The organism is Brevundimonas pondensis (assembly GCF_017487345.1).
Taxonomy (GTDB): domain Bacteria; phylum Pseudomonadota; class Alphaproteobacteria; order Caulobacterales; family Caulobacteraceae; genus Brevundimonas; species Brevundimonas pondensis.
In genome coordinates, this window is record NZ_CP062006.1 from 497679 (window position 1) to 516861 (window position 19183).

19 protein-coding genes are annotated in these 19183 nt (G+C 68.0%); 12 read left to right on the forward strand and 7 right to left on the reverse strand.

Going from position 1 to position 19183, the window contains the following annotated elements:
- Window positions 1–60 precede the first annotated feature (60 nt).
- Entirely contained in the window at window positions 61–1566 is a 1506-nt protein-coding gene (locus IFE19_RS02765; RefSeq protein ID WP_207825462.1) for a vWA domain-containing protein, read from the reverse strand.
- Between the two features lie 505 nt (window positions 1567–2071).
- Here IFE19_RS02765 and IFE19_RS02770 point away from each other — a divergent pair.
- The 4 genes from IFE19_RS02770 (at window position 2072) to IFE19_RS02785 (ending at window position 7408) form a co-directional block, all read left to right on the forward strand.
- Window positions 2072–3937 carry a monovalent cation:proton antiporter-2 (CPA2) family protein gene (locus IFE19_RS02770; RefSeq protein ID WP_207825463.1) on the forward strand — a complete coding sequence of 622 codons (1866 nt, stop codon included), beginning with the start codon at window positions 2072–2074 and terminating at the stop codon, window positions 3935–3937.
- 6 nt (window positions 3938–3943) lie between these two features.
- Window positions 3944–5254: a nicotinate phosphoribosyltransferase gene (locus tag IFE19_RS02775; RefSeq protein ID WP_207825464.1), complete on the forward strand. Its 1311-nt coding sequence runs from the start codon at window positions 3944–3946 to the stop codon at window positions 5252–5254.
- 75 nt (window positions 5255–5329) lie between these two features.
- Window positions 5330–5902, forward strand: a complete 573-nt coding sequence (locus tag IFE19_RS02780) for an NADPH-dependent FMN reductase (RefSeq protein ID WP_207825465.1) — start codon at window positions 5330–5332, stop codon at window positions 5900–5902.
- 54 nt (window positions 5903–5956) lie between these two features.
- Window positions 5957–7408, forward strand: coding sequence for a cryptochrome/photolyase family protein (locus tag IFE19_RS02785; protein WP_207825467.1), 1452 nt, complete (start codon window positions 5957–5959; stop codon window positions 7406–7408).
- On the opposite strand, the gene IFE19_RS02790 is transcribed toward IFE19_RS02785, so the two are convergent.
- Complete coding sequence (locus IFE19_RS02790; RefSeq protein ID WP_207825468.1) at window positions 7405–8061, reverse strand: class I SAM-dependent methyltransferase; 657 nt, start codon at window positions 8059–8061, stop codon at window positions 7405–7407. The two genes, IFE19_RS02785 and IFE19_RS02790, sit on opposite strands and share 4 nt — an antisense overlap.
- A 134-nt stretch (window positions 8062–8195) precedes the next feature.
- On the opposite strand from IFE19_RS02790, the gene IFE19_RS02795 reads away from it, so the two are divergent.
- The 3 genes from IFE19_RS02795 to IFE19_RS02805 all read left to right on the forward strand — a co-directional run bounded on the left by IFE19_RS02795 (window position 8196) and on the right by IFE19_RS02805 (window position 9932).
- Window positions 8196–8600, forward strand: a complete 405-nt coding sequence (locus IFE19_RS02795; RefSeq protein ID WP_207825470.1) for a hypothetical protein — start codon at window positions 8196–8198, stop codon at window positions 8598–8600.
- Window positions 8600–8797 (forward strand): helix-turn-helix transcriptional regulator, encoded by a 198-nt coding sequence (locus tag IFE19_RS02800; RefSeq protein ID WP_207825472.1) that lies wholly within the window; start codon window positions 8600–8602, stop codon window positions 8795–8797. Before IFE19_RS02795 ends, IFE19_RS02800 begins: the two co-directional genes overlap by 1 nt.
- A gap of 202 nt (window positions 8798–8999) precedes the next feature.
- On the forward strand, window positions 9000–9932 hold the full coding sequence (locus IFE19_RS02805; protein WP_207825475.1) for an alpha/beta fold hydrolase: 933 nt from the start codon (window positions 9000–9002) through the stop codon (window positions 9930–9932).
- Between the two features lie 179 nt (window positions 9933–10111).
- Here IFE19_RS02805 and IFE19_RS02810 read toward each other — a convergent pair whose 3' ends face one another.
- Together IFE19_RS02810 and IFE19_RS02815 are read right to left on the reverse strand one after the other, a co-directional pair.
- On the reverse strand, window positions 10112–10942 hold the full coding sequence (locus tag IFE19_RS02810) for a DUF3298 domain-containing protein (protein ID WP_207825477.1): 831 nt from the start codon (window positions 10940–10942) through the stop codon (window positions 10112–10114).
- A 21-nt stretch (window positions 10943–10963) separates the two neighbouring features.
- Window positions 10964–11983: a UbiA family prenyltransferase gene (locus IFE19_RS02815; protein ID WP_207825480.1), complete on the reverse strand. Its 1020-nt coding sequence runs from the start codon at window positions 11981–11983 to the stop codon at window positions 10964–10966.
- Between the two features lie 124 nt (window positions 11984–12107).
- Here IFE19_RS02815 and IFE19_RS02820 point away from each other — a divergent pair, with 124 nt between their 5' ends.
- The 3 genes from IFE19_RS02820 (at window position 12108) to IFE19_RS02830 (ending at window position 14844) form a co-directional block, all read left to right on the forward strand.
- Entirely contained in the window at window positions 12108–12323 is a 216-nt protein-coding gene (locus tag IFE19_RS02820; RefSeq protein WP_207825481.1) for a DUF4287 domain-containing protein, read from the forward strand.
- Window positions 12324–12417: 94 nt separating this feature from the next.
- A complete protein-coding gene (locus IFE19_RS02825) occupies window positions 12418–14067 on the forward strand; it encodes a serine hydrolase domain-containing protein (RefSeq protein WP_207825483.1) in 1650 nt (549 codons plus the stop codon).
- Between the two features lie 135 nt (window positions 14068–14202).
- Complete coding sequence (locus IFE19_RS02830) at window positions 14203–14844, forward strand: hypothetical protein (RefSeq protein WP_225910367.1); 642 nt, start codon at window positions 14203–14205, stop codon at window positions 14842–14844.
- Between the two features lie 4 nt (window positions 14845–14848).
- On the opposite strand, the gene IFE19_RS02835 is transcribed toward IFE19_RS02830, so the two are convergent.
- Window positions 14849–15616 carry a COG4705 family protein gene (locus IFE19_RS02835; protein WP_207825485.1) on the reverse strand — a complete coding sequence of 256 codons (768 nt, stop codon included), beginning with the start codon at window positions 15614–15616 and terminating at the stop codon, window positions 14849–14851.
- A 31-nt stretch (window positions 15617–15647) separates the two neighbouring features.
- Entirely contained in the window at window positions 15648–16391 is a 744-nt protein-coding gene (gene ppk2, locus IFE19_RS02840) for a polyphosphate kinase 2 (RefSeq protein ID WP_207825486.1), read from the reverse strand.
- A gap of 97 nt (window positions 16392–16488) precedes the next feature.
- On the opposite strand from ppk2, the gene IFE19_RS02845 reads away from it, so the two are divergent.
- Window positions 16489–17586, forward strand: a complete 1098-nt coding sequence (locus IFE19_RS02845) for a serine hydrolase domain-containing protein (protein ID WP_207825488.1) — start codon at window positions 16489–16491, stop codon at window positions 17584–17586.
- 226 nt (window positions 17587–17812) lie between these two features.
- The gene (locus IFE19_RS02850) at window positions 17813–18016 is read left to right on the forward strand and encodes a cold-shock protein (RefSeq protein WP_105564392.1); all 204 of its coding nucleotides are present in this window, start codon (window positions 17813–17815) and stop codon (window positions 18014–18016) included.
- A gap of 162 nt (window positions 18017–18178) precedes the next feature.
- On the opposite strand, the gene gluQRS is transcribed toward IFE19_RS02850, so the two are convergent.
- Window positions 18179–19027 carry a tRNA glutamyl-Q(34) synthetase GluQRS gene (gene gluQRS / locus IFE19_RS02855; protein ID WP_207825490.1) on the reverse strand — a complete coding sequence of 283 codons (849 nt, stop codon included), beginning with the start codon at window positions 19025–19027 and terminating at the stop codon, window positions 18179–18181.
- Window positions 19028–19183 lie beyond the last annotated feature (156 nt).

Here is a 19183-nt window from a genome sequence, read left to right on the forward strand (position 1 = left end):
CGACTGTCAGGCTTGACGTCAGGAACCCGCGCGGGGAGCGCCGGTTCCGGCCGGACCGGGTCAGGGCTCGCTTCGTTCGGGCAGAGTCCGCGCGGCGCGGACCAGTTGCACGAACTCGGCGCGGTCGCCGTAGAGGTCTTCGCCGCGCGCGCCTTGGGCTTGGTCGAGGATGGCGTCCCAGCCGTAGTCGGCGCTCATCCACGGATCGCCGCGCAGTTTCTGGGCGAAGGCGGCGACGGCGATGGCCCAGCGCGTGGCCTCGGGCGGCTGGGCGCTGACACGGCCGTCGGCGGGACTGGCCAGGACCTGCTGGATCAGGTCTGAGCGGGCGGCGCCGGGCTGCTTGTAGCGGACCTGGATGAAGCCGATCTCGCCGTTCGGATCGCCGCCGGTCGTGACGCGGTTGTCGGGGTAGCGCCGCTCAGGGATCTGTGTCGGGCCGCCGACGGGGGTGATTTCATAGAGGGCGGTGACGGAGGCGCCCGAGCCGACCTCGCCAGCGTCGATGGCGTCGTTGTTGAAGTCGGCCTCGTTCAGCAGGCGGGTTTCGTAGCCGATCAGGCGCCATTCGGCGACGCGGGCGGGATTGAACTCGACCTGGATCTTGACGTCGTCGGCGATGGGGAAGGCGCCCTTGTCGAACTGGGGCCCGAACAGTCGGCGGGCTTCGTTCAGGTCATCGACATAGGCGGCGGTTCCGTTGCCGGCCTGGGCGATGGCCTGCATGCGGGCGTCCTGGTAGTTGCCGCGCCCGAAGCCGTAGACGGACAGGTAGACGCCCGTCTTGCGCTTGTCTGCGACGTAGTCCTCCAGCCGCTTGTCGTCGGTGACGCCGACGTTGAAGTCGCCGTCGGTGAACATCAGGATGCGGTTGACCTTGTTGCGGCCGAAGCTGGCCTGGGCCTGGTCATAGGCGTTGGTCATGCCGGTGGCGCCCGCCGTGCCGCCGGATGCGCGCAGGGAAGCCACGGCGCAGCGCAGCTTCAGCTTCTGATCGCCGGAGGTCGGGGCCAGGGTCGTGCCGGCGCCCTCGGCGTAATAGGCCACGGCGACGCGGTCCTGGGGCCGCAGGCGGTCGATGATCAGGTTCATCGACTGCTTGGCCAGCTCCAGCTTGTCGGGACTGTTCATCGAACCGGAGACATCCACGAGGAAGGTCAGGTTCAGCGGACGACGCTGGGCCTCGGGCAGTTCATAGCCCTGCAGCCCGATATGGACGATCTGGCGACCCGGCGCCCAGGGCGAGGCGGCCACGGCGGTGGTGACGGCGAAGGGCCGCGCCGCCGAGGTCGGGCGGGCGTAGCCGAAATCGAAGTAGTTGATCACCTCCTCGACGCGAACGGCGTCGCGCGGCGGGGCGCCGCCGTTGTCGATGAAGCGCCGGACATTGGCGTAGGCGACGGTGTCCACATCGATGGAGAAGGTCGAGACGGGCTGCTCCGCCGTGCGCTTGACCGGGTTGGGCGTGGCGTCGGGATAGCGTTCTGTGTCGGCTGACGGCGGTGCGGGGACGCCGGGCGGGCGCGGCGCGATCCGCGAGCCGCTGACCGTAACGTCATTGACCATGGCGCCCGGAGGAGGAGGAGGAGGAGGAGGAGGCGGCGGCGACGGCGCGCGGCGTATTCGAGCCTGTCTTCCTTCTTGGTCGGCTGGACCGTCAGGACGGCGGGCGGCGGGGCGGGCATGGGGCGATGCAGGGTCTGCGGCGGGCGGGGCGGCGACAGGTCGAAGCCGAAGGCGCGGCAGGCGGCTTCGGTCGGGGTTCCATCGCCCTGTACCGGAACCGGGACGGGCGCGGCCATGACCGGGGCCGGGGCGGCGGTCATCAGGGCGGCGACGGCGGCCAGGGCCGTGTTCGCCGGGCGTCGTGGGGCCGGGTTGTGGTTGGGCATCGACGTTTCCTCCATCCCTGTCTCGCTCAATAGGATGACGATGTTCGGCGGAACTGTGGCGACTGTTTCGCGCTGACAGGAGGGGGCGATCGGGTGTGGCGCGGGCGCATCATCGCCAAGCCCTCTCGCAATCACGACGCTTCGCCCCCACAATGAAGGCTCAAACTTAAGGGTGAGCGATGGCCGAGGCTGCGACGGGACTGGAACTGGGCCATGTGGCCGCATTGCTGGCGGCGGGGGTCGTGGCGGTGCCGATCTTCCGCAAGCTGGGGCTGGGCTCGGTGCTGGGTTATCTGGCGGCGGGCGTGGCCATCGGGCCGTTCGGCCTGGCCCTGTTCCGCGAGCCGGAGACCATCCTGCACGTCGCCGAGTTCGGCGTGGTCATCTTCCTGTTCATCATCGGTCTGGAGATGCGGCCCAAGCGGCTGTGGGGGATGAGGAACGAGATCTTCGGCCTGGGCGCGGCCCAGGTCGGGCTGGCGGGGCTGGCCCTGACCCTGGTCGCCATGGCGGCAGGGGTTTCGGCGCCGGTGGCCTTTGTCGGCGCCATGGGCTTCGTCATGTCCTCGACCGCCGTCATCGTGCAGATGCTGGAAGAGCGCGGCGATCTGCCGACGCCGGGCGGTCAGAGGGCCGTGTCCATCCTGCTGTTCGAGGACCTGGCCATCGTGCCCCTGCTGGCCATTGTCGCCCTGCTGGGGGCCTCGATGGGGCAGTCGGCCGAGAGCACGACGCCGCTGTGGCAGTCGATCGGCCTGGCCCTGGCGGCCCTGGCGGGGGTGCTGGTCGTGGGCATCTACGCCATCAATCCGGTGTTCCGCTTCCTGGCCCGCAACGGCGGACGCGAGGTGATGACCGCCGCCGCCCTGCTGGTGGTGGCGGGCACGGCCTGGATCATGGACGGGGTCGGCCTGTCGATGGCCATGGGCGCCTTCCTGGCCGGGGTGCTGCTGTCGGACTCGACCTTCCGGCATCAGCTGGAGGCTGACGTCGAGCCGTTCCGCGCCATCCTGCTGGGCCTCTTCTTCCTGTCGGTCGGCATGGCCCTGGATATCGGCGTGGTCATCAACGACTGGCGCGTGGTCCTGGCCGGTCTGGCCGCCTTCATGGTGGTCAAGGCCCTGGTGATCTATGTGGTCGCCCGCCTGTTCAAGGCGCGCCATCATGAAGCCATCGAGCGGGCGGCCCTGTTCGCCCAGGGCGGCGAGTTCGCTTTCGTCCTGTATAGCGCCGCCGCCACGGCCGGGGTGATCGACGCCCAGGCCAGCGCGGCTCTGACGGCGATCGTCATCCTGTCCATGGCCCTGACGCCGCTGACCACCCTGGCGCTGAAGCGTTTCCTGCCCAAGGAGGCGGGTCTGTCGCCGGAAGAGGCCGAGGGCGTGGACGCCGCCGAGGGCCTGCGCGGCCAGGTGCTGATCATCGGCTTCGGCCGCTTCGCCCAGGTGGTGTCGCAGCCTCTGCTGGCGCGCGACGTGGACGTGTCGATCATCGAGAACGACGTGGAGATGATCCAGGCCGCCGGGAATTTCGGCTTCAAGGTCTATTACGGCGACGGCACCCGCCTGGACACGCTGCGGGCCTCGGGCGCGGGCAAGGCCGAGGCGGTGCTGGTCTGCGTCGACAAGCCGGAGGCCGCCGACAAGATCGTGCAACTGGTCAAGTCCGAGTTCCCCGGCGTGAAGCTGATGGTGCGGGCCTTCGACCGCGGTCATTCGCTGCGCCTGATCCAAGCGGGGGTCGATTATCAGGTGCGCGAGACTTTTGAATCGGCGCTTCGGTTCGGTCAGGCCGTGCTGGAGGAGCTGGGCCTGCCGGAGGATGAGGTGGCGGACGTCATCGCTGACGTGCGCCGTCGCGACGAGGCGCGTCTGGACCTGGACCTGACCGGCGGACTGAAGGCCGGCGCCGCCCTGATCCGCGGCAATATGCCGACGCCGCAGCCGACGCCCTATATCAAGCCGCACCGCGAGGGCCGCCTGGTCAACGAGGACGAGGCCCCGCCCGAAGCCATCATCGAACCGGCGACGCAGAAGGCGGACTGATCCGGCATGGCGAGCGTCGATCTGGCCAAGCGGGCCTATGACCACGGCTGGCGGCTGGACCCCATCGTCCGCAGCCTGCTGGACACCGACTTCTACAAGCTGCTGATGTTGCAGCTGATCTGGCGTCGGCATCGCGACGTGCCGGTGACGTTTTCGGTTATCAATCGCACGACCACGGTGCGGCTGGCCGAAGAGGTCGATGTGGACGAACTGCGAGCGCAACTGGATCATGTGCGCACCCTTCGGTTCACCAACCGTGAGCTGATCTGGCTGGGCGGCAACACCTTCTATGGGGTGAAGTCGATCTTCAGCCCCGACTTCCTGGCCTGGCTGGCCGACTATCGCCTGCCCGACTACGACCTGTCGCGCGGGGCGGACGGGCAGTTCCGGCTGGAGTTTTCAGGCCCGTGGGCCGAGGTCACGCTGTGGGAAATCCCGGCCCTGTCGATCCTGAACGAGCTGCGCAGCCGCAAGGCCTTGCGGCGGTTGGGGCGGTTCGAGCTGGACGTCCTCTATGCGCGGGCCAAGACCAAGCTGTGGGGCAAGGTCGAGCGGCTGAGGGCGCTGGAGCCGCTGGCCATCTCGGACTTCGGCACGCGGCGGCGGCACGGTTTCCTGTGGCAGGGCTGGTGCGTCGAGGCGCTGAAGGAGGGGCTGGGAAGCGCCTTCATCGGCACGTCCAACGTCTTGCTGGCCATGAACAACGACCTGGAGGCCGTGGGCACCAACGGCCACGAACTGCCCATGGTGCTGGCGGCCCTGGCCGGGGACGACGATGCGGCCTTGCGGCGCGCGCCCTATCAGGTGCTGGAGGAATGGCGCGCCACCTATGACGGCAACCTGCTGGTGGCCCTGCCGGACGCGTTCGGGACGCGAGCCTTTCTGGCCGACGCGCCGGACTGGCTGGCCGACTGGAAGGGCTTCCGGCCCGATTCTGCACCGCCGATTGCGGGCGGCGAGGAGATCATGGCCTGGTGGAAGGCGCAGGGGCGCGATCCGCGCGAACGGCTGTTGGTCTTCGCCGACGGCATGGACGTGGATACGATCGAGGCGACGCACGCCCACTTCAAGGGGCGGGTGCGGACCAGCTTTGGCTGGGGCACCAATCTGACCAACGACTTCCGCGACTGCGCGCCCGCGCCCATGCCGGAGCTGACGCCGATCTCCCTGGTCTGCAAGGTGACGCGGGCGGGCGGGCGTTCGGCGGTCAAGCTGTCGGACAATGTCGAGAAGGCGACCGGCGACCGGGGCGAGATCGCGCGCTATCTGCGGGTCTTTGGCGAGGCGGGACGGGGGCGCCAGGCCGTCACCGTCTGAGGGAACCGCCAAGCTTGATGAGGCATTTCGCCTGAGACGGCGATCGGTGTCGTCTCACCCAGCAGGATGCGCGTCATGACCACCTATAACGTCGGCTATATCGTCGGCAGCCTGGCCAAGAATTCGATCAACCGGAAACTGGCCAAGGCCCTGATCAAGCTGGCGCCCGAGAAACTGAAATTCCACGAGGTCTCGTTCGCCGACCTGCCCCTCTATTCCTACGATTATGACGCCGATTTTCCCGAGGCGGCTACGCGGTTCAAGGCGGACCTGAAGCGGTCTGACGCCATCCTGATTGTGACGCCGGAATACAATCGCTCCATTCCCGGCGGGCTGAAGAACGCCATCGACTGGGCCAGCCGACCCTATGGGACCAACAGTTTCGCGCGCAAGGCGACGGCGGTGATCGGGACCTCGCCCGGCGCCATCGGCACGGCGGTGGCGCAGCAGAGCCTGCGCAGCGTCCTGGGCTTCCTGCAGGCGCCGCAGATGAACGCGCCGGAGGCCTATATCCAGTTCAAGCCCGGCCTGATCACCGATGACGGCGAGGTCACCGTGCCCGAGACCGAGCAGTTCCTGCGCGACTATATGGAAGAGTTCCATCAGTTCATGGCGCGGGTGCTGACCGTCTTGCCGCGCGACGCCTGATCCATCAGGGAAGCGGAGCCGTATTCAGGGTTTCGCCCACGTCAGGACCGCCGCTTGCCCGCTTCCCCGCCCGTCATCCTGTGGTTCCGTCGCGACCTGCGGCTGGCCGACAACCCAGCTTTGCACCATGCCCTGGCGAGCGGGCGGCCGGTGCTGCCGATCTATGTGCGGGACGAGCGGCTGGAGGGGCGGGCCATCGGCGCGGCCTCGCGCTGGTGGCTGGACAAGAGCCTGCGCGCGCTGGATGCGGACCTGAGGGCGCGCGGCGGGCGGCTGATCCTGCGAAGCGGCGACGCGGAGGCGCAGCTGCATCGCCTGATCGCCGAGACGGGCGCCGATCAGGTCTTCATGAACCGGCTGTTCGAGCCCGAGGCCTTCGCCCGCGACGCCGACATCGCCCATGGACTGAAGGCGGACGGGGTCGTGTGCCGGGGCTTCAACGCCACGCTGATGTGCCGGCCGGGCGCCGTGCTGAACGGGTCGGGCCAGCCCTACAAGGTCTTCACCCCCTTCCTGAAGGCCCTTCTGACCGCAGCTGAAGCCCCATCGGGGATGGACGCGCCCGAGACGATCTCGGTTCCGGAGGATGCTTCCAGCGAGGCGATTGACGACTGGGGCCTGCATCCGACGCGGCCCGACTGGTCCTCTGGCTTTGTCGGCACGCCTGGGGAGGCGGGGGCCAAGGCGACGCTGGAGGCCTTTGTCGCCGGGGGCTTGAAGACCTATGCGACCGACCGTGATCGACCGGATCGGGCCGGGACCAGCGGCCTGGCGGCGCACCTGCACTGGGGCGAGATCGGTCCGTGGCGGGCGATTGAGGCGGTGCGCGCCGCCGCCGTGCAGGGCCGGGTTCCGGCGGGAGAGGCGGAGAAGTTCGTCGCCGAGATCGGCTGGCGCGAGTTCTCGGCTCACCTGCTGCATCACTTCCCCTATCTGCCGGAGCGGGCCTTCAGGCCGGAATACGACGCCATGCCGTGGCGCGACGACGCCGAGGGGCTGGCGGCGTGGAAGGCGGGGCGGACGGGCTATCCCTTGGTGGACGCCGGGATGCGCCAGCTGTGGGCGACGGGGACCATGCACAACCGGGTGCGGATGGTGGTCGCCTCCTTCCTGATCAAGCACCTGCTGATCGACTGGCGGCTGGGCGAGGCCTGGTTCTGGGACTGCCTGACCGACGCCGATCTGGCCAGCAATGTGCAGAACTGGCAGTGGACAGCGGGCTCGGGGGCCGACGCTGCGCCCTATTTCCGCGTCTTCAATCCGGTGGTTCAGGGCGAGAAGTTCGATCCGCAGGGGCGCTATGTGCGGCGCTGGGCGCCCGAGGTGGCGGGGTTGCCGGACCGCTGGGTCCACGCCCCGTGGACCGCGCCGCCGATGGTTCTGGCCGAGGCGGGGGTGCGGCTGGGCGCGACCTATCCCCGGCCCATCGTGGATCATGTCGAGGGGCGCGAACGGGCGCTGGCGGCGCTGAAGGCGGTCAGCGCCCATCGGGGCGAGGGCGACTAGTCCAGCGACCAGACGCGCGAGCGCTTGACCTCCTGATCCTCCAGCTCGCGGGTGGTGGGGACGGTGTACTCGGCCAGCAGGGTCAAACCGGATTTTGGGAAGTAGGTGCGGCCGGGGTCGCCGACGATGACGCGGGTTCCGTTGGCCTGGGCCTGTTTCAGCCAGGCCAGCACCGCCTCGGCCATCGGCTTTTCATAGAAGACGTCGCCAGCGCAAATCAGGTCGACGGGCGGGGGCGGCGCGTCCAGCAGGTCGGCGTCGGTGAAGGCGATCTCGACGCCGTTGGACCGGGCGTTGGCGGCGACGGCGGCGGCGCAGAAGGGGTCGATGTCGGCGGCCAGAACGCTGGCGGCGTCAGCCTTCATCGCGGCGACGGCGACGAGGCCTGAGCCGGTGGCCAGATCAATGACGCGCTGGCCTGCGACCTGATCGGGGTGGTCCAGCAGCCAGCGGGCCAGGGCCTGACCGCCGGCCCAGGCGAAGGCCCAGAAGGGCGGGGGCAGGCCCATGGCCCCCAGTTCTTCTTCCGTCAGGCGCCACAGGGGCGTGATCTCGTCCGCTAGCCACAGGGAAATCTCGGGCGCGTGGGGCACGGCCTGCAGCCGGGTGTTGGCGGCGATGAAGTCGGGGGCGTTGGCGGGGGTCAGGTGCATGGGGTGTGTCTAGGACAGAAGGAGCCTGGCGGCGAGGAGCTTGTACGGGGTCAGGCGCGCCTGACGAAAAGTCAGGTTGACATGACATGAAAGCGGAGTAAGGTCGGCCTTACATTCAGTCAGGAGCGCCTTCCATGTTGACGTTGTCCAAGCAGACCACCCCCGCCGGCCGCCGCTATGTGATCCGCACCATGGCCTTCATGGGCGGCTATGTCGCCGTCATGCTGACGACCATCGGCGGGGCCTTCGACACGATCCAGAACACGCCTGCCGCCTGGGCTCTGGCCCTGACGGTGGCGGCGCCCATCGCCGGCCAGATCTGGGCGACGCTGAGCTTCATGCGCGACAGCGACGAGTTCGTCCGCGCCGTCACGGCCAAGCAGTTCATCGTCTCGGCGGGCGTGGCCATGGCCGCCTTTAGCGCCTGGGGTTTCGGCGAGAGTTTCGCCGGGGCGCCGCACGCCGAGGGCTGGATGATCTATCCGCTGTTCTGGGCCGTGTTTGGCAGCGTCTCGCCCTTCATCCGGTCGTCGAACTGATGAAGAACAAGCTGAAACTGCTGCGCGTCGAGCGCAACTGGACCCAGGAGCAGCTGGGTCAGGCGCTGGGGGTCTCGCGTCAGGCCGTCAACGCCCTGGAGACCGAGAAGCACGACCCCTCGCTGGACTTGGCCTACCGCATCGCCGCCCTGTTCGAGCGGCCGGTGGAAGAGGTCTTTGAGAACCCGCACGCCTGACGTCCGTCTGATCTTCGTGTCAGTTTAACCTTACTTTTTTGTCCCTGCCTTCCGCCGTCATCCTCGGGCTTGACCCGAGGATCGAGCCCGGCTGCGCGCCTTGCATCGCCGGGGTCACGCCGACCGACAACCCGATCCTCGGGTCAAGCCCGAGGATGACGGTGGGGGGAGGGGCTTTTTCTGAAAACCGAAAGGAAACGCCATGTCCAAGATCTCCGCTCCCGCAAGGACCCTTCGCGCCTTCATGCTGGCTGCCGCTGTCGGTTGGGCTGCTGGAAACATCTTCTCGCCGGCCCAGGCCGCCACGCTTGAGACCGCCACCAGGCAGTCGGCGCCCGCCTTCGCCTCGGACCGCCTGTCGGTCGAGGTGATGGGCCAGGGTCCCGACGTCATCCTGATCCCCGGCTTCGCCTCGTCGCGGGATGTGTGGCGGCCGCTGGCCGAGCGCCTGTCGGCGACGCACCGGGTGCATCTTGTCCAACTGGCGGGGTTTGCGGGCGAGGCCTGGAGCCACGGCGACGGCGCCTTCGTTCAGCCCGCGGTCGACGAGGTGGCCCGCTACGCCAAGACGCTGAACCGGCCCGCGATCATCGGTCACTCCATGGGCGCCCTGACCGGACTTCTGGTGGCGCAGCAGCACCCCGAGGTTGTCGGCAAGCTGATGAGCGTGGACAGCCTGCCCTTCTTCAGCGCCCTCTACGGCCCGACCGCGACGGCCGAGAGCGCCAAGCCCTTCGCCGAACAGGCCGCGGCGGGCATTCTGAACGCCGACGCCGCCAGCTATCGGGTCCAGCAGGAGCGCACGGCGGGAGGCATGATGCGCAACGAGGCCGGACACGCCGCCATGGTCGAGTGGTCGATGACGTCCGATCGTCACGCCATGGCCTCGGCCATCCGCGATGTCATGACGGCCGACGCTCGTCCTGGCCTGGCCGCCATGACCACGCCGGTCTGGGCCGTCTATGCGGCGGATGCGGACGGCGGGGTGCCGAGCGCCATGGCCGACGGGATGTGGAGCCGCGAATACGCCGCCTTGCCGGGGGTGAAGCTGGTCCGCGTCGACGACAGCCGTCACTTCATCATGAACGACCAGCCGGAGCGGCTGGGCGCGCTGGTCGATGAGTTTCTGAAGTAGGGTGATCCTCCCCGCGTAGCGGGGGGGGGACCGCGACGACGTCGTCGGCGGGGTGGAGGGGGCGAGCAGCGAGCGCGGTGTTTTGCGCCGTTGAATGCCAGCCTGTGTCCGCCCCCTCCACCATGCTGCGCATGGTCGCCCTCCCCCGTGAACGGGGGAGGATTGAGTGGCTCTAGCCCTTACTTCGGTCGCAGGTCGTTGGTGACGTCGCCGGTCTTCAGCGGCTTGCCGCCGAACTCGGAGGCGTAGGCCGGGGCCAGAAGGCTCTGGAAGGCCGAGGCGGGCAGGGTGAGGTAGTAGGCGCCTTCGACGTAGGGGCCGACCGCATAGGCGTCGAGCAGGAAGGTCAGGCCGCCGGCCTTGCCCGCCGCATCGCCGGGGGCCAGGACGATGGCCACGTCCTTCAGCTTGGGGCAGGACCAGGTGTCGGCCTTGGTGCTGACCGGCGTCGCGCCGGGGCGGGCCTTCTTGGCGGTGTTGACGGCGTCGCACAGGGCGCGCTCCAGCGACGACAGCTCGGCGCCCTTGGCGAAGAGGTCGGCCGGGGTGATGCGGCGCTTCTCGGTCTTGTCCCACAGCAGGGCCGTGGCGACCGTGTTCGGGTGGGCGCCGCCCGAATAGTCGAAGTCGGTGCGCATGGCGCTGAACAGGCGGCCGGTCTGGACCGCGTCGCCATAGACGATGGTTTTCTCATAGGGGCCCATGGCGCTCTCGCCGCCGGCCTCGGTACGGTCGGCCTGGGCGCCTTCGGCGTACTTGGCCAGGTCGGCGACCTCCTGACGATAGAGGGCGGCGTAGAGCTCGGGCTGGGTCTTGATGGCCTCGGGCAGGGTCAGGCTGGTCTTGGCGTAGGGCGTGGCGCTGTCGTATTTCAGCGGGCCGTCGGCCGTGGCGGCTGCAGCGGCCTTGGGCGCTTCGGCCTCTTTCTTTTCGGCGCGCTGGCAGGCGGCGAGCGAGGCCGCGACGGCGACGGTGACGAGCAGAATGCGAGCGGTGCGCGAGGGGATCATGCCGGTACTCCTAAGGCGAGATCAGTAAGCTAGGCCGTTGAACGCAATCGCGGCCAGAAGGATCAATCCCGCCTCACGATTTGATTTGAACAGGCGCAGGGCCAGGGCGGCGTCGTCGGGTTTCAGGCGCTTCACCTGCCAGGCCAGGTGCAGGGCGTAGGCGGCCAGACCCACGTAGAAGATCGGGCCGAGGTTTGCGGCGAAGCCCGCCGCGCCCGCCAAGAGGACGGCTAGTGCGTAGAAGACCGCCACGCCCGGCTTGACCTGGGCACCCAACCGCCGGGCCGAGGACTTGATCCCCGCCATGGCGTCGTCCTCGATGTCCTGCAGCGCGTAGATGGTGTCGTAGCCCAGGGTCCAGAACAGGCCGCCGGCGTAGAGCAGCAGGGCCGACAGGGCGACATGGCCCATGCGGTTCAGGCCCTCGGCCATCCAGTAGGCGTCGCCGCTGGCGCGAACCTCCAGCACATAGAGCCAGCCCAATGAGAACAGGCCGCCGGTCGCGGCGGCGAAGCCCAGCAGGGCGCCCCAGTTGAAGGTCAGGCCCAGCCAGGCCTGGGGCCACCAGGTGATGCGCTTCATGAAGGGATAGGCGGCGACCAGACCCAGCGACAGGGCGCCCAGCAGCACCGAGGTCAGGTTCATCGTCAGCAGGATGCACAGGCTGATCAGGCACAGGCCGGCGACGAAGGCCCAGGCCTGCTTGACGCTGATCTGGCCCGCCGGAATGGGGCGCAGGGCGGTGCGGGCCACCTGGGCGTCGAAGTCGCGGTCGACGATGTCGTTCACGGCGCAGCCCGCGCCCCGCATCAGGGAGGCGCCGATGGCGAAGCCTGCGATCAGCCATAGCTCGTAGCCGCCGAAGGGCCGGTCGTACTGGTTCAGGGCCAGCATGATCCCCTGCCAGCCGGGCAGCAGCAGCAGCCAGATGCCGATCGGCCGGTCGAAGCGACCCAGCTTCAGCCACGGCTTCAGCCCCTCGGGGGCGTAGCGGTCCACCCAGTTCTGGCGGGCGGCGTCGGGAAGCGGGGCTGTGCTCATGAGAGGGGTCTTAGACCCTGAGGCGGGCGCGGGTGAAGGCCTTGTGTCCGATCGCCGTGATGCGAGGCCATTGCGCGACACGGCCAGGCTGCGCTTAGTGTGGCATAACTGGAGGGAACCGCCGATGACTGACGAGCCGATCAAGGGCCCCGCGTCCTATTTTCCCTCCATCGAGAAGAAGTACGGACGGCCTATCGCCGAGTGGAAGGCCGAGGTCCGCGCCGCCTATCCCGCCAAGCACATGGAACTGGTGACCCTGCTCAAGAACGAGCACGACATGGGCCACGGCCACGCCAACGCCATCGTCGCGCATACCCTGGCGGAAGACGGGTTGAAGTAGGCTGGTCGTTCACCGACCAAACCGACCATTCACCGATCAAGGCTTGGTGTGCTGCACGGCCGACCTTAGGGCGGAAGCTTCATCGGAGACTTCCATGCGCCCAGTCATCTGCATCACCCTCGCGGCCTGCCTTCTTACCGGCCTCGCCTCGACCGCCGTCGCTCAATCGAGGGTGGCGATCGACCTCGAACCCGCCTTCGCCACGATCGCGCAGACCGGGCCGGGCTGTGTGGCTGGGGTAAGGAGCCCGGGCGCGCCCGACCAGATTGTCGCTCGCGGACAGTCCGATCTGGAACACGCTGACCCGCTGACGGCGGACAGCATCATCGAGACCGGCTCTCTGGCCAAGCAGTTCACGGCCGCTGCGATCATGTTGCTGGTCGAGGACGGCAAGGCGAGTCTTGACGATGATATTCGGCGCTATCTTCCGGAGATGCCGGACTACGGCGTTCCGATCACGCTGCGCCATCTGCTGAACCATACCAGCGGTCTGCGCGAGCAGTGGAGCCTGCTGGCCCTGACCGGCAATGGGCCGGGGGCCCAGGTGCACAGCATGCCCCTGATCCTCGAGCTGGCCTCACGCCAGAAGGAGCTGAATTTCAAGCCGGGCGACGAGTTCTTCTACACCAACACCAACTACGCCCTGGCCGCGATGATCGTCGAACGGATCAGCGGCGTCAGTCTGCAGCAGTTCACTGACGAGCGCCTGTTTCAGCCGCTGGGCATGAGCCATACGCGCTGGCGTGAGGATTTCCGCACCGTCGTTCCGGGGCGGGCCACCGCCTATGCGCCGACCGAAACCGGCTTCATCGCCAACATGCCCTTCACCAATGTCTACGGAAACGGCGGAATGCTGACGACGGTCGGCGACCTGTTGCGCTGGAACGCCTTCCTCGACCAGCCGTCCGTCCTGGCGGGCGGTACGGCGCTGGCGGCGGCCTTGCAAGTCCCCGGGCGTCTGAATGACGGCAAGCCTCTGGTCTACGGCCTGGGACTGGAGCTTGCGCCGGATCAGGGCCGGCGTCTGGTGGCGCACAGCGGCTCGACCGGCGGCTACAAGACCTGGCTGGCGCGCTATCCTGATCAGGGCGTCTCGATCGCCGTGCTGTGCAACAACGGCGGGATCAATCCGATCGCAATGGGCGAGCAGATCGCTGAACTGGTGCTGCCGGCCGGACGGACGGCTTCGTCCGCCGAAGGCGCAGCAGCGACGGCAGCGGTCCAGACGTCGAACGTGGACCTGACGCCCTATCCGGGCCTGTTCCGCAATCCTGTGACGGGGGCGCTGGTCCAGGTCGAGGCGGTCAATGGCCAACTGACCTTGAAGCAAGGCGGCGTCCGGGCGCTGGCCGCGCTGGGCGAGGACCGTTTTCAGGCGCCGGACGGCGAGCAGGTCCGCTTCGCGCGAACGAACGCCAAGGCGACGGAGCTGAACCTGAGCCAGGGCCGGTTCGTCGCCGTGCCACCCGCCGCGAGCGACCCCGCAGCCCTGTCGGCCTTGGTCGGGACCTACTACAGTCCGGAACTCGACACCCGGATCAGCCTGATCCAGCGCGGTGATGGCCTGGTCGTTCGCCAACCGTTTGCGGTCGAGTGGCCGTTGAGCCCCAGCTTCGCCGACGGCTTCACCGCCCGCCTGCGGGGCTCGACCACCTTCGTCTTCGAGCGGGATGCGGATGGAGACGTCACCGGCGTCCGGGCCTGGGCCAATGGCGTTCGCGGTCTGCTGTTTTCAAAGCAGTGACGCTGAATGGGCGCCGAGGCGAACGCTGCGCGTCCCTGGTCGTGTTTTCAAAGGCTTGGATTCGGACGCGCGAATGATCTTAAGGTGACAGGCGGGGCTGCGGGCGATGGTTTGCGGCGGCCTCAGGAGAATCCCATGACGCCATCGATCTCGACGAACCGTCCGCCCATCATCCTCTATCTGACCTGGATCATCCTGATCGGGGCGGCGGTGCTGGGGTTTGTGACCGACGAGTTCAGCGTCACCTTCGTCGGCGTCGGGACCCTGTTGCTGACGCTGGTTCCGATCTGGCTGGGCGAGAAGGTGGGGGTCAGGCTGCCGACGGCCTTTGTCACCGCCATCGCCGCCTTCCTGTGCGCCACCCTGCTGCTGGGCGAGGTCGGGGACTTCTATGAGCGGTACTGGTGGTGGGACGTGGTGCTGCACGGCGGCTCGGCGGTGGCCTTTGGCCTGGTCGGGTCGTTGCTGATGCTGATGCTGGTCAAGGGGGAGCGGCTGAAAGCGGCGCCGATCACCGTGGCCTTCTTCGCCTTCTGCTTCGCCGTCATGATCGGGGCCCTGTGGGAGATCTGGGAGTTCACCCTGGACCAGCTGTTCGGCCTGAACACCCAGAAGTCCGGTCTGGTCGACACCATGTGGGACCTGATCGTGGACGCGATCGGCGCCCTGATCGGGGCGAGCGCGGGCTGGGCCTATCTGAAGGGGCGGCACGGCCCGCTGGTGGAGGGCATTCGCGCCTTCGTCGACAAGAACCGCCGCCTGTTCGGCGACGACTGAGGCGTCAGGCCGCTTCGCCGGGGTGTCGCCCGGCGCGCTGCGGCAGGACCAGGATCAGGACGATGATCACCGCCGCCAGAACAGCGGAGGCCAGCGGGCGGCTGAAGGCCAGACCGCCATGGTCCACCGGCTTGTCCAGAAAATCGCCGACCGTGGCGCCCAGCGGCCGGGTCAGGATGAAGGCGGCCCAGAACAGCAGGACCCGGTTCACCCTCGTCCAGAAATAGAGGCCTGCGACCACGGCCAGCAGGGCGCCGAAGACCAGGGCCGCGCCGACATAGCCCAGACCGCCCGTGTCGGCGGTCCAGTCGCCCAGAGCCGTGCCGAGCGTCTGGGAAAAGGTGATGGTCAGCCAGTAGAAGGCCTCGGCGCGCGGGGTGCTGATCGCATCGGAAGAAATGGAGCCGGTGGTCCAGCGCCAGGCCGCCAATGAGGCCAGGACGCAGGCCAGCAGCAGCAGCGAGCCGCCCGTATAGCCGATCCCCAGCGACCGGGTGGCGAAGTCGGCCAGGGCCGTGCCCGCCGTGGTCGAGGCCACGATGGTCGCCCAGTAGAGGAAGGGGTGAAAGCGCCTGGCGGCGATCTGACGCCAGACCAGCAGGGCCAGCACGGTCATGAAGATGGCGGTTCCGGCCAGATAGCCCAGCTTCATCGTCATGGTGACGGTGTCGCCCGCCGTCTCGCCCAGGGTGGTGGCCAGGATCTTGATGATCCAGAAGCCGAGGGTGACGGCGGGGACCTTGCTTAGGACGTCGCGCTCTTGCTCGGTCATGACCGGCCTTTCTGGACGCGAGGAGGGGGCGTTACTTCGCCAGTCGGCCCTTGGCCTTGTCGGCGGCGAAGACGATGTCGGAATCGGGCTTTTTGGCTTCCAGTCCCGGGCAGTTCAGCTGCTGCAGGACGTGGCGGATGATGTTGATCCGCGCCTTCTTCTTGTTGTCGGTGGCCACGACGGTCCAGGGCGCATAGTCGGTGTGGGTGCGTTCCAGCATCTGGTCGCGGGCGGCGGAATAGGCGCTCCACCGCTTCTGGGCCTCGGCGTCCAGGGGTGAGACCTTGAAGCGTTTCAGCGGGTGGGTGGTGCGTTCTTCAAGGCGGCGTGACTGTTCGTCCTGGCTGATGTCCAGCCACAGCTTGATCAGGGTCGTGCCAGACTGGGTCAGCATCCGCTCGAAGTGCGGGGCGTCGTGCAGAAAACGCTCGTGCTGCTCGGGCGTGCAGAAGCCCATGACCGGCTCGACCCCGGCCCGGTTGTACCAGGAGCGGTTGAAGAAGACGATTTCGCCAGCGGCGGGCAGATGGGGCGAATAACGCTGGAAATACCACTGGGTCAGCTCGCGGTCGTTCGGCTTGGGCAGGGCGACGACGCGGGTCTGGCGAGGGGCCATGAACTCGGTCATGCGCTTGATCGCACCGTCCTTGCCGGCGGCGTCGCGGCCCTCGAAGACGATGACGACTTTCAGACCCTGTTCTATGGCCCAGGCCTGGGTCTCGACCAGCTGGATCTGCAGGGCTTCCAGGGTGTCCTCGTAGTCGTTCTTGGCCATGAGCGCAGCGTCCTGTTGTCGCGATGGGCGAAGCTTGCGGTGAATTCACTGGCGCCGCCAGCCTTGCTGTTGTGGGTGGAACGCAAAGGAGCCCGAAATGATCAATCGACGTCATGCCATGGCCGCCGGCGCCGCCGCCTCGGTGTTGCCCTCAATCGCTAGCGGCGAGCCGATGACGGGTTTCGATGCGGCCCTGGGCGCGGCCTTTGACGCGGTGAAACCGGTCGCCCTGGCCGGCGGGCTGATGACGCCGCAGGGGCTTGAATGGTCGGGCGTGCGCGGCGTTCGCCGCAGTGGACAGGACGCCTCGGCCCTGGCGGGTGATCGTTGGCACCTGGGGTCCAACACCAAGGCGATGACGGCGGCGGTCTATGCGCGGCTGGTCGAGCAGGGGCGGGCGCAGTGGGCCATGTCGCTGGCCGAGGCCTTTCCCGGCATGGCGATCGATGCAGGCTGGGAGGGCGCCAGTCTGGACGACTTCATGACCCATACGGCGGGGCTGCAGGACGAAGCGGTCATGGGCATGGCCTGGCTGATGACGGCGCGGGCCGATCCGAAATCTTTGCCCGAGCAGCGCCGGGCCATCGTCGAAAAGGCCTTGGCCGCGCCGCCGTCGGGGACAAAGGGCGTCTTTGAATACGGCAACGCCAACTATGTTCTGGTCGGCGCCGCTATCGAGGCCCTCACCGGCGGGTCGTGGGAAGAAGCGATGCAGGCCGAACTGTTCACGCCCCTGGGCCTGACCTCGGTCGGCTTCGGCGCGCCGAAGGGCGACAACGCCTGGGGCCATCGCCGCATGGGCGAGACGGCGATCGCCATGGACCCGAACGACGACGGGTCCGACAATCCGCTGGCCCTGGGGCCGGCGGGAACGGCGCATATGACGGCGGCCGATTATGGCCGTTTCCTGCAGGTCTTCCTGACCGAGGGCGGGGGCTGGCTGAAGCCCGAGACGATACAGCGGCTGATCACGCCCGCTGAGGGGCAGGGTTACGCCTATGGCTGGATCGTCCTGTCGCCCCAGCCCTGGGCCAAGGGGCCGGCGATCGCGCACGAGGGGTCCAACACCCTGTGGCACGCCATCGCCATCCTTGATCCGGCGGGCGGTCGCGCCCTGTTCGGCCTGTCGAACGACGGTGGACGCGGCGGTCCGGCTTGCCAGGCCCTGGCCATGGGACTTCTGCGCGCGCTGTAAGGCGCGGATCGGCGGGCGCGGCGTTAACCGAAACGCCGTGCGACGGGATTCGCTTTACAGTTGACGGACTGTGGATAGTCGGGTGACAACATCGCCGCAGTCCGGATTTCACGTGGGGTCCAAACCCGCGTCTCGCTCCTTCGCCTGAACGAGCTTGTCCAGATGGACTGACGGACTCTCCAGCATGGAAGTCCGCCTGGCAAAGCGCGTTTACGGAGACGCTAAGATGGCGACCGGCACGGTCAAGTGGTTCAACCCCACCAAGGGCTACGGCTTCATTCAGCCCGACAACGGCGGCTCGGACGTTTTCGTCCACGTCACCGCTGTTCAGAAGGCTGGCCTGCAAGGCCTCGATGAAAACGCCAAGGTCGAGTACGAGCTGGAAAACCAGCGCGGCAAGACCTCGGCTGTGGACCTCAAGGTTCTCTAAGGCCGACGAATCCGATCAGGGTTCTGAGATTGAAGGGCGCGGGACCAGCCGGTTCCGCGCCTTTCTTTTTGCGAATAGACGGGCGCTATGCTCGGGCCGCGGGCCCTCGCGACTTGAGCGCATTTGGGTAGGGCGGTCGGGCGGTCGCCGTTGAGCGCCGCGCTAGAACCCCAGTTCCGCCCTCAGGGCCTCGGGCGTCAGGCCGCCGGCGCGCAATTCGGCCAGGGTCACCGACTGGTCACGCTTGGCGTAGCGGCGGCCGTCGGGGCCGAGCAGCAGACGGTGGTGGCGATAGACGGGGGCGGGCCAGCCCATCAAGGTCTGGATCAGGCGCTGGATGTGCGTGGCCTCGAACAGGTCCAGGCCGCGGATGACGTGGCTGATCCCCTGCAGGGCGTCGTCATGGGCGACAGCCAGGTGATAGGCGGTCCCGGCGTCCTTGCGCGCCAGGACCACGTCGCCCGCCGTTTCGGGCCGGGCGCGGACCAGGCCGGTTTCGCCGTCGGGGCCGACGCCTTCCTCGACGAACGAAAGCGCGTTCCAGGCGTCATCGCCCAGAGCTTCGCGCGCGCGGTCCAGCGACAGCCGCCAGGCATAGGGGCGGCCCTCGGCCAGCAGGCGGGCTTCCTCCTCGGGCGCGTGCGGGCCGGGACGGACGGCCTCGGCCGGGCCGTGCGGGGCGTCGCCGATGGCGTCGAGGATCTCCTTGCGGGTGCGGAAGCAGCGGTAGAGCAGCCCTCGCGCATTCAGGGCGTCGATGACGGCGGCGTAGTCGGTCAGATGGGCGGACTGGCGCCGCACCGGCGTCTCCCAGTCGAGGCCGAGCCAGGCCAGATCTTCGTAGATGGCGTCTTCGAACTCGGGCTTGCAGCGGGTCGGGTCGATGTCCTCGATGCGCAGGACGAAGCGCCCGCCGACTTCGCGCGCCGCGGTCCAGGCGGTCAGGGCCGAGAAGGCGTGGCCCCGGTGCAGGCGGCCGGTGGGCGAGGGGGCGAAGCGGGTGGCGAACATGGGCCTAGCCTAGAGCATTTTCGCTTCTGACTGATTCAGTCAGAATCCAGAAAATGCTCCAGAATTATGCTGGAGCAAAATCTGAGCCCTGACTGACTGCGTCAGTCAGAACCGATTTTGCTCTAGCGGTTTCCGGCCGTGGTCAGAATGGGGGAC

What these genes read in the sequence shown, in the direction of transcription:
- IFE19_RS02835 (WP_207825485.1), bottom strand. Translation starts at nt 15,616, where the DNA reads ATGACCGAGCAAGAGCGCGACGTCCTAAGCAAGGTCCCCGCCGTCACC.
- IFE19_RS02815 (WP_207825480.1), bottom strand. Translation starts at nt 11,983, where the DNA reads ATGAGCACAGCCCCGCTTCCCGACGCCGCCCGCCAGAACTGGGTGGAC.
- IFE19_RS02780 (WP_207825465.1), top strand. Translation starts at nt 5,330, where the DNA reads ATGACCACCTATAACGTCGGCTATATCGTCGGCAGCCTGGCCAAGAAT.
- IFE19_RS02830 (WP_225910367.1), top strand. Translation starts at nt 14,203, where the DNA reads ATGACGCCATCGATCTCGACGAACCGTCCGCCCATCATCCTCTATCTG.
- IFE19_RS02825 (WP_207825483.1), top strand. Translation starts at nt 12,418, where the DNA reads ATGCGCCCAGTCATCTGCATCACCCTCGCGGCCTGCCTTCTTACCGGC.
- IFE19_RS02800 (WP_207825472.1), top strand. Translation starts at nt 8,600, where the DNA reads ATGAAGAACAAGCTGAAACTGCTGCGCGTCGAGCGCAACTGGACCCAG.
- gluQRS (WP_207825490.1), bottom strand. Translation starts at nt 19,027, where the DNA reads ATGTTCGCCACCCGCTTCGCCCCCTCGCCCACCGGCCGCCTGCACCGG.
- IFE19_RS02795 (WP_207825470.1), top strand. Translation starts at nt 8,196, where the DNA reads ATGTTGACGTTGTCCAAGCAGACCACCCCCGCCGGCCGCCGCTATGTG.
- IFE19_RS02845 (WP_207825488.1), top strand. Translation starts at nt 16,489, where the DNA reads ATGATCAATCGACGTCATGCCATGGCCGCCGGCGCCGCCGCCTCGGTG.
- ppk2 (WP_207825486.1), bottom strand. Translation starts at nt 16,391, where the DNA reads ATGGCCAAGAACGACTACGAGGACACCCTGGAAGCCCTGCAGATCCAG.
- IFE19_RS02805 (WP_207825475.1), top strand. Translation starts at nt 9,000, where the DNA reads ATGTCCAAGATCTCCGCTCCCGCAAGGACCCTTCGCGCCTTCATGCTG.
- IFE19_RS02765 (WP_207825462.1), bottom strand. Translation starts at nt 1,566, where the DNA reads ATGGTCAATGACGTTACGGTCAGCGGCTCGCGGATCGCGCCGCGCCCG.
- IFE19_RS02775 (WP_207825464.1), top strand. Translation starts at nt 3,944, where the DNA reads ATGGCGAGCGTCGATCTGGCCAAGCGGGCCTATGACCACGGCTGGCGG.
- IFE19_RS02790 (WP_207825468.1), bottom strand. Translation starts at nt 8,061, where the DNA reads ATGCACCTGACCCCCGCCAACGCCCCCGACTTCATCGCCGCCAACACC.
- IFE19_RS02810 (WP_207825477.1), bottom strand. Translation starts at nt 10,942, where the DNA reads ATGATCCCCTCGCGCACCGCTCGCATTCTGCTCGTCACCGTCGCCGTC.
- IFE19_RS02820 (WP_207825481.1), top strand. Translation starts at nt 12,108, where the DNA reads ATGACTGACGAGCCGATCAAGGGCCCCGCGTCCTATTTTCCCTCCATC.
- IFE19_RS02850 (WP_105564392.1), top strand. Translation starts at nt 17,813, where the DNA reads ATGGCGACCGGCACGGTCAAGTGGTTCAACCCCACCAAGGGCTACGGC.
- IFE19_RS02770 (WP_207825463.1), top strand. Translation starts at nt 2,072, where the DNA reads ATGGCCGAGGCTGCGACGGGACTGGAACTGGGCCATGTGGCCGCATTG.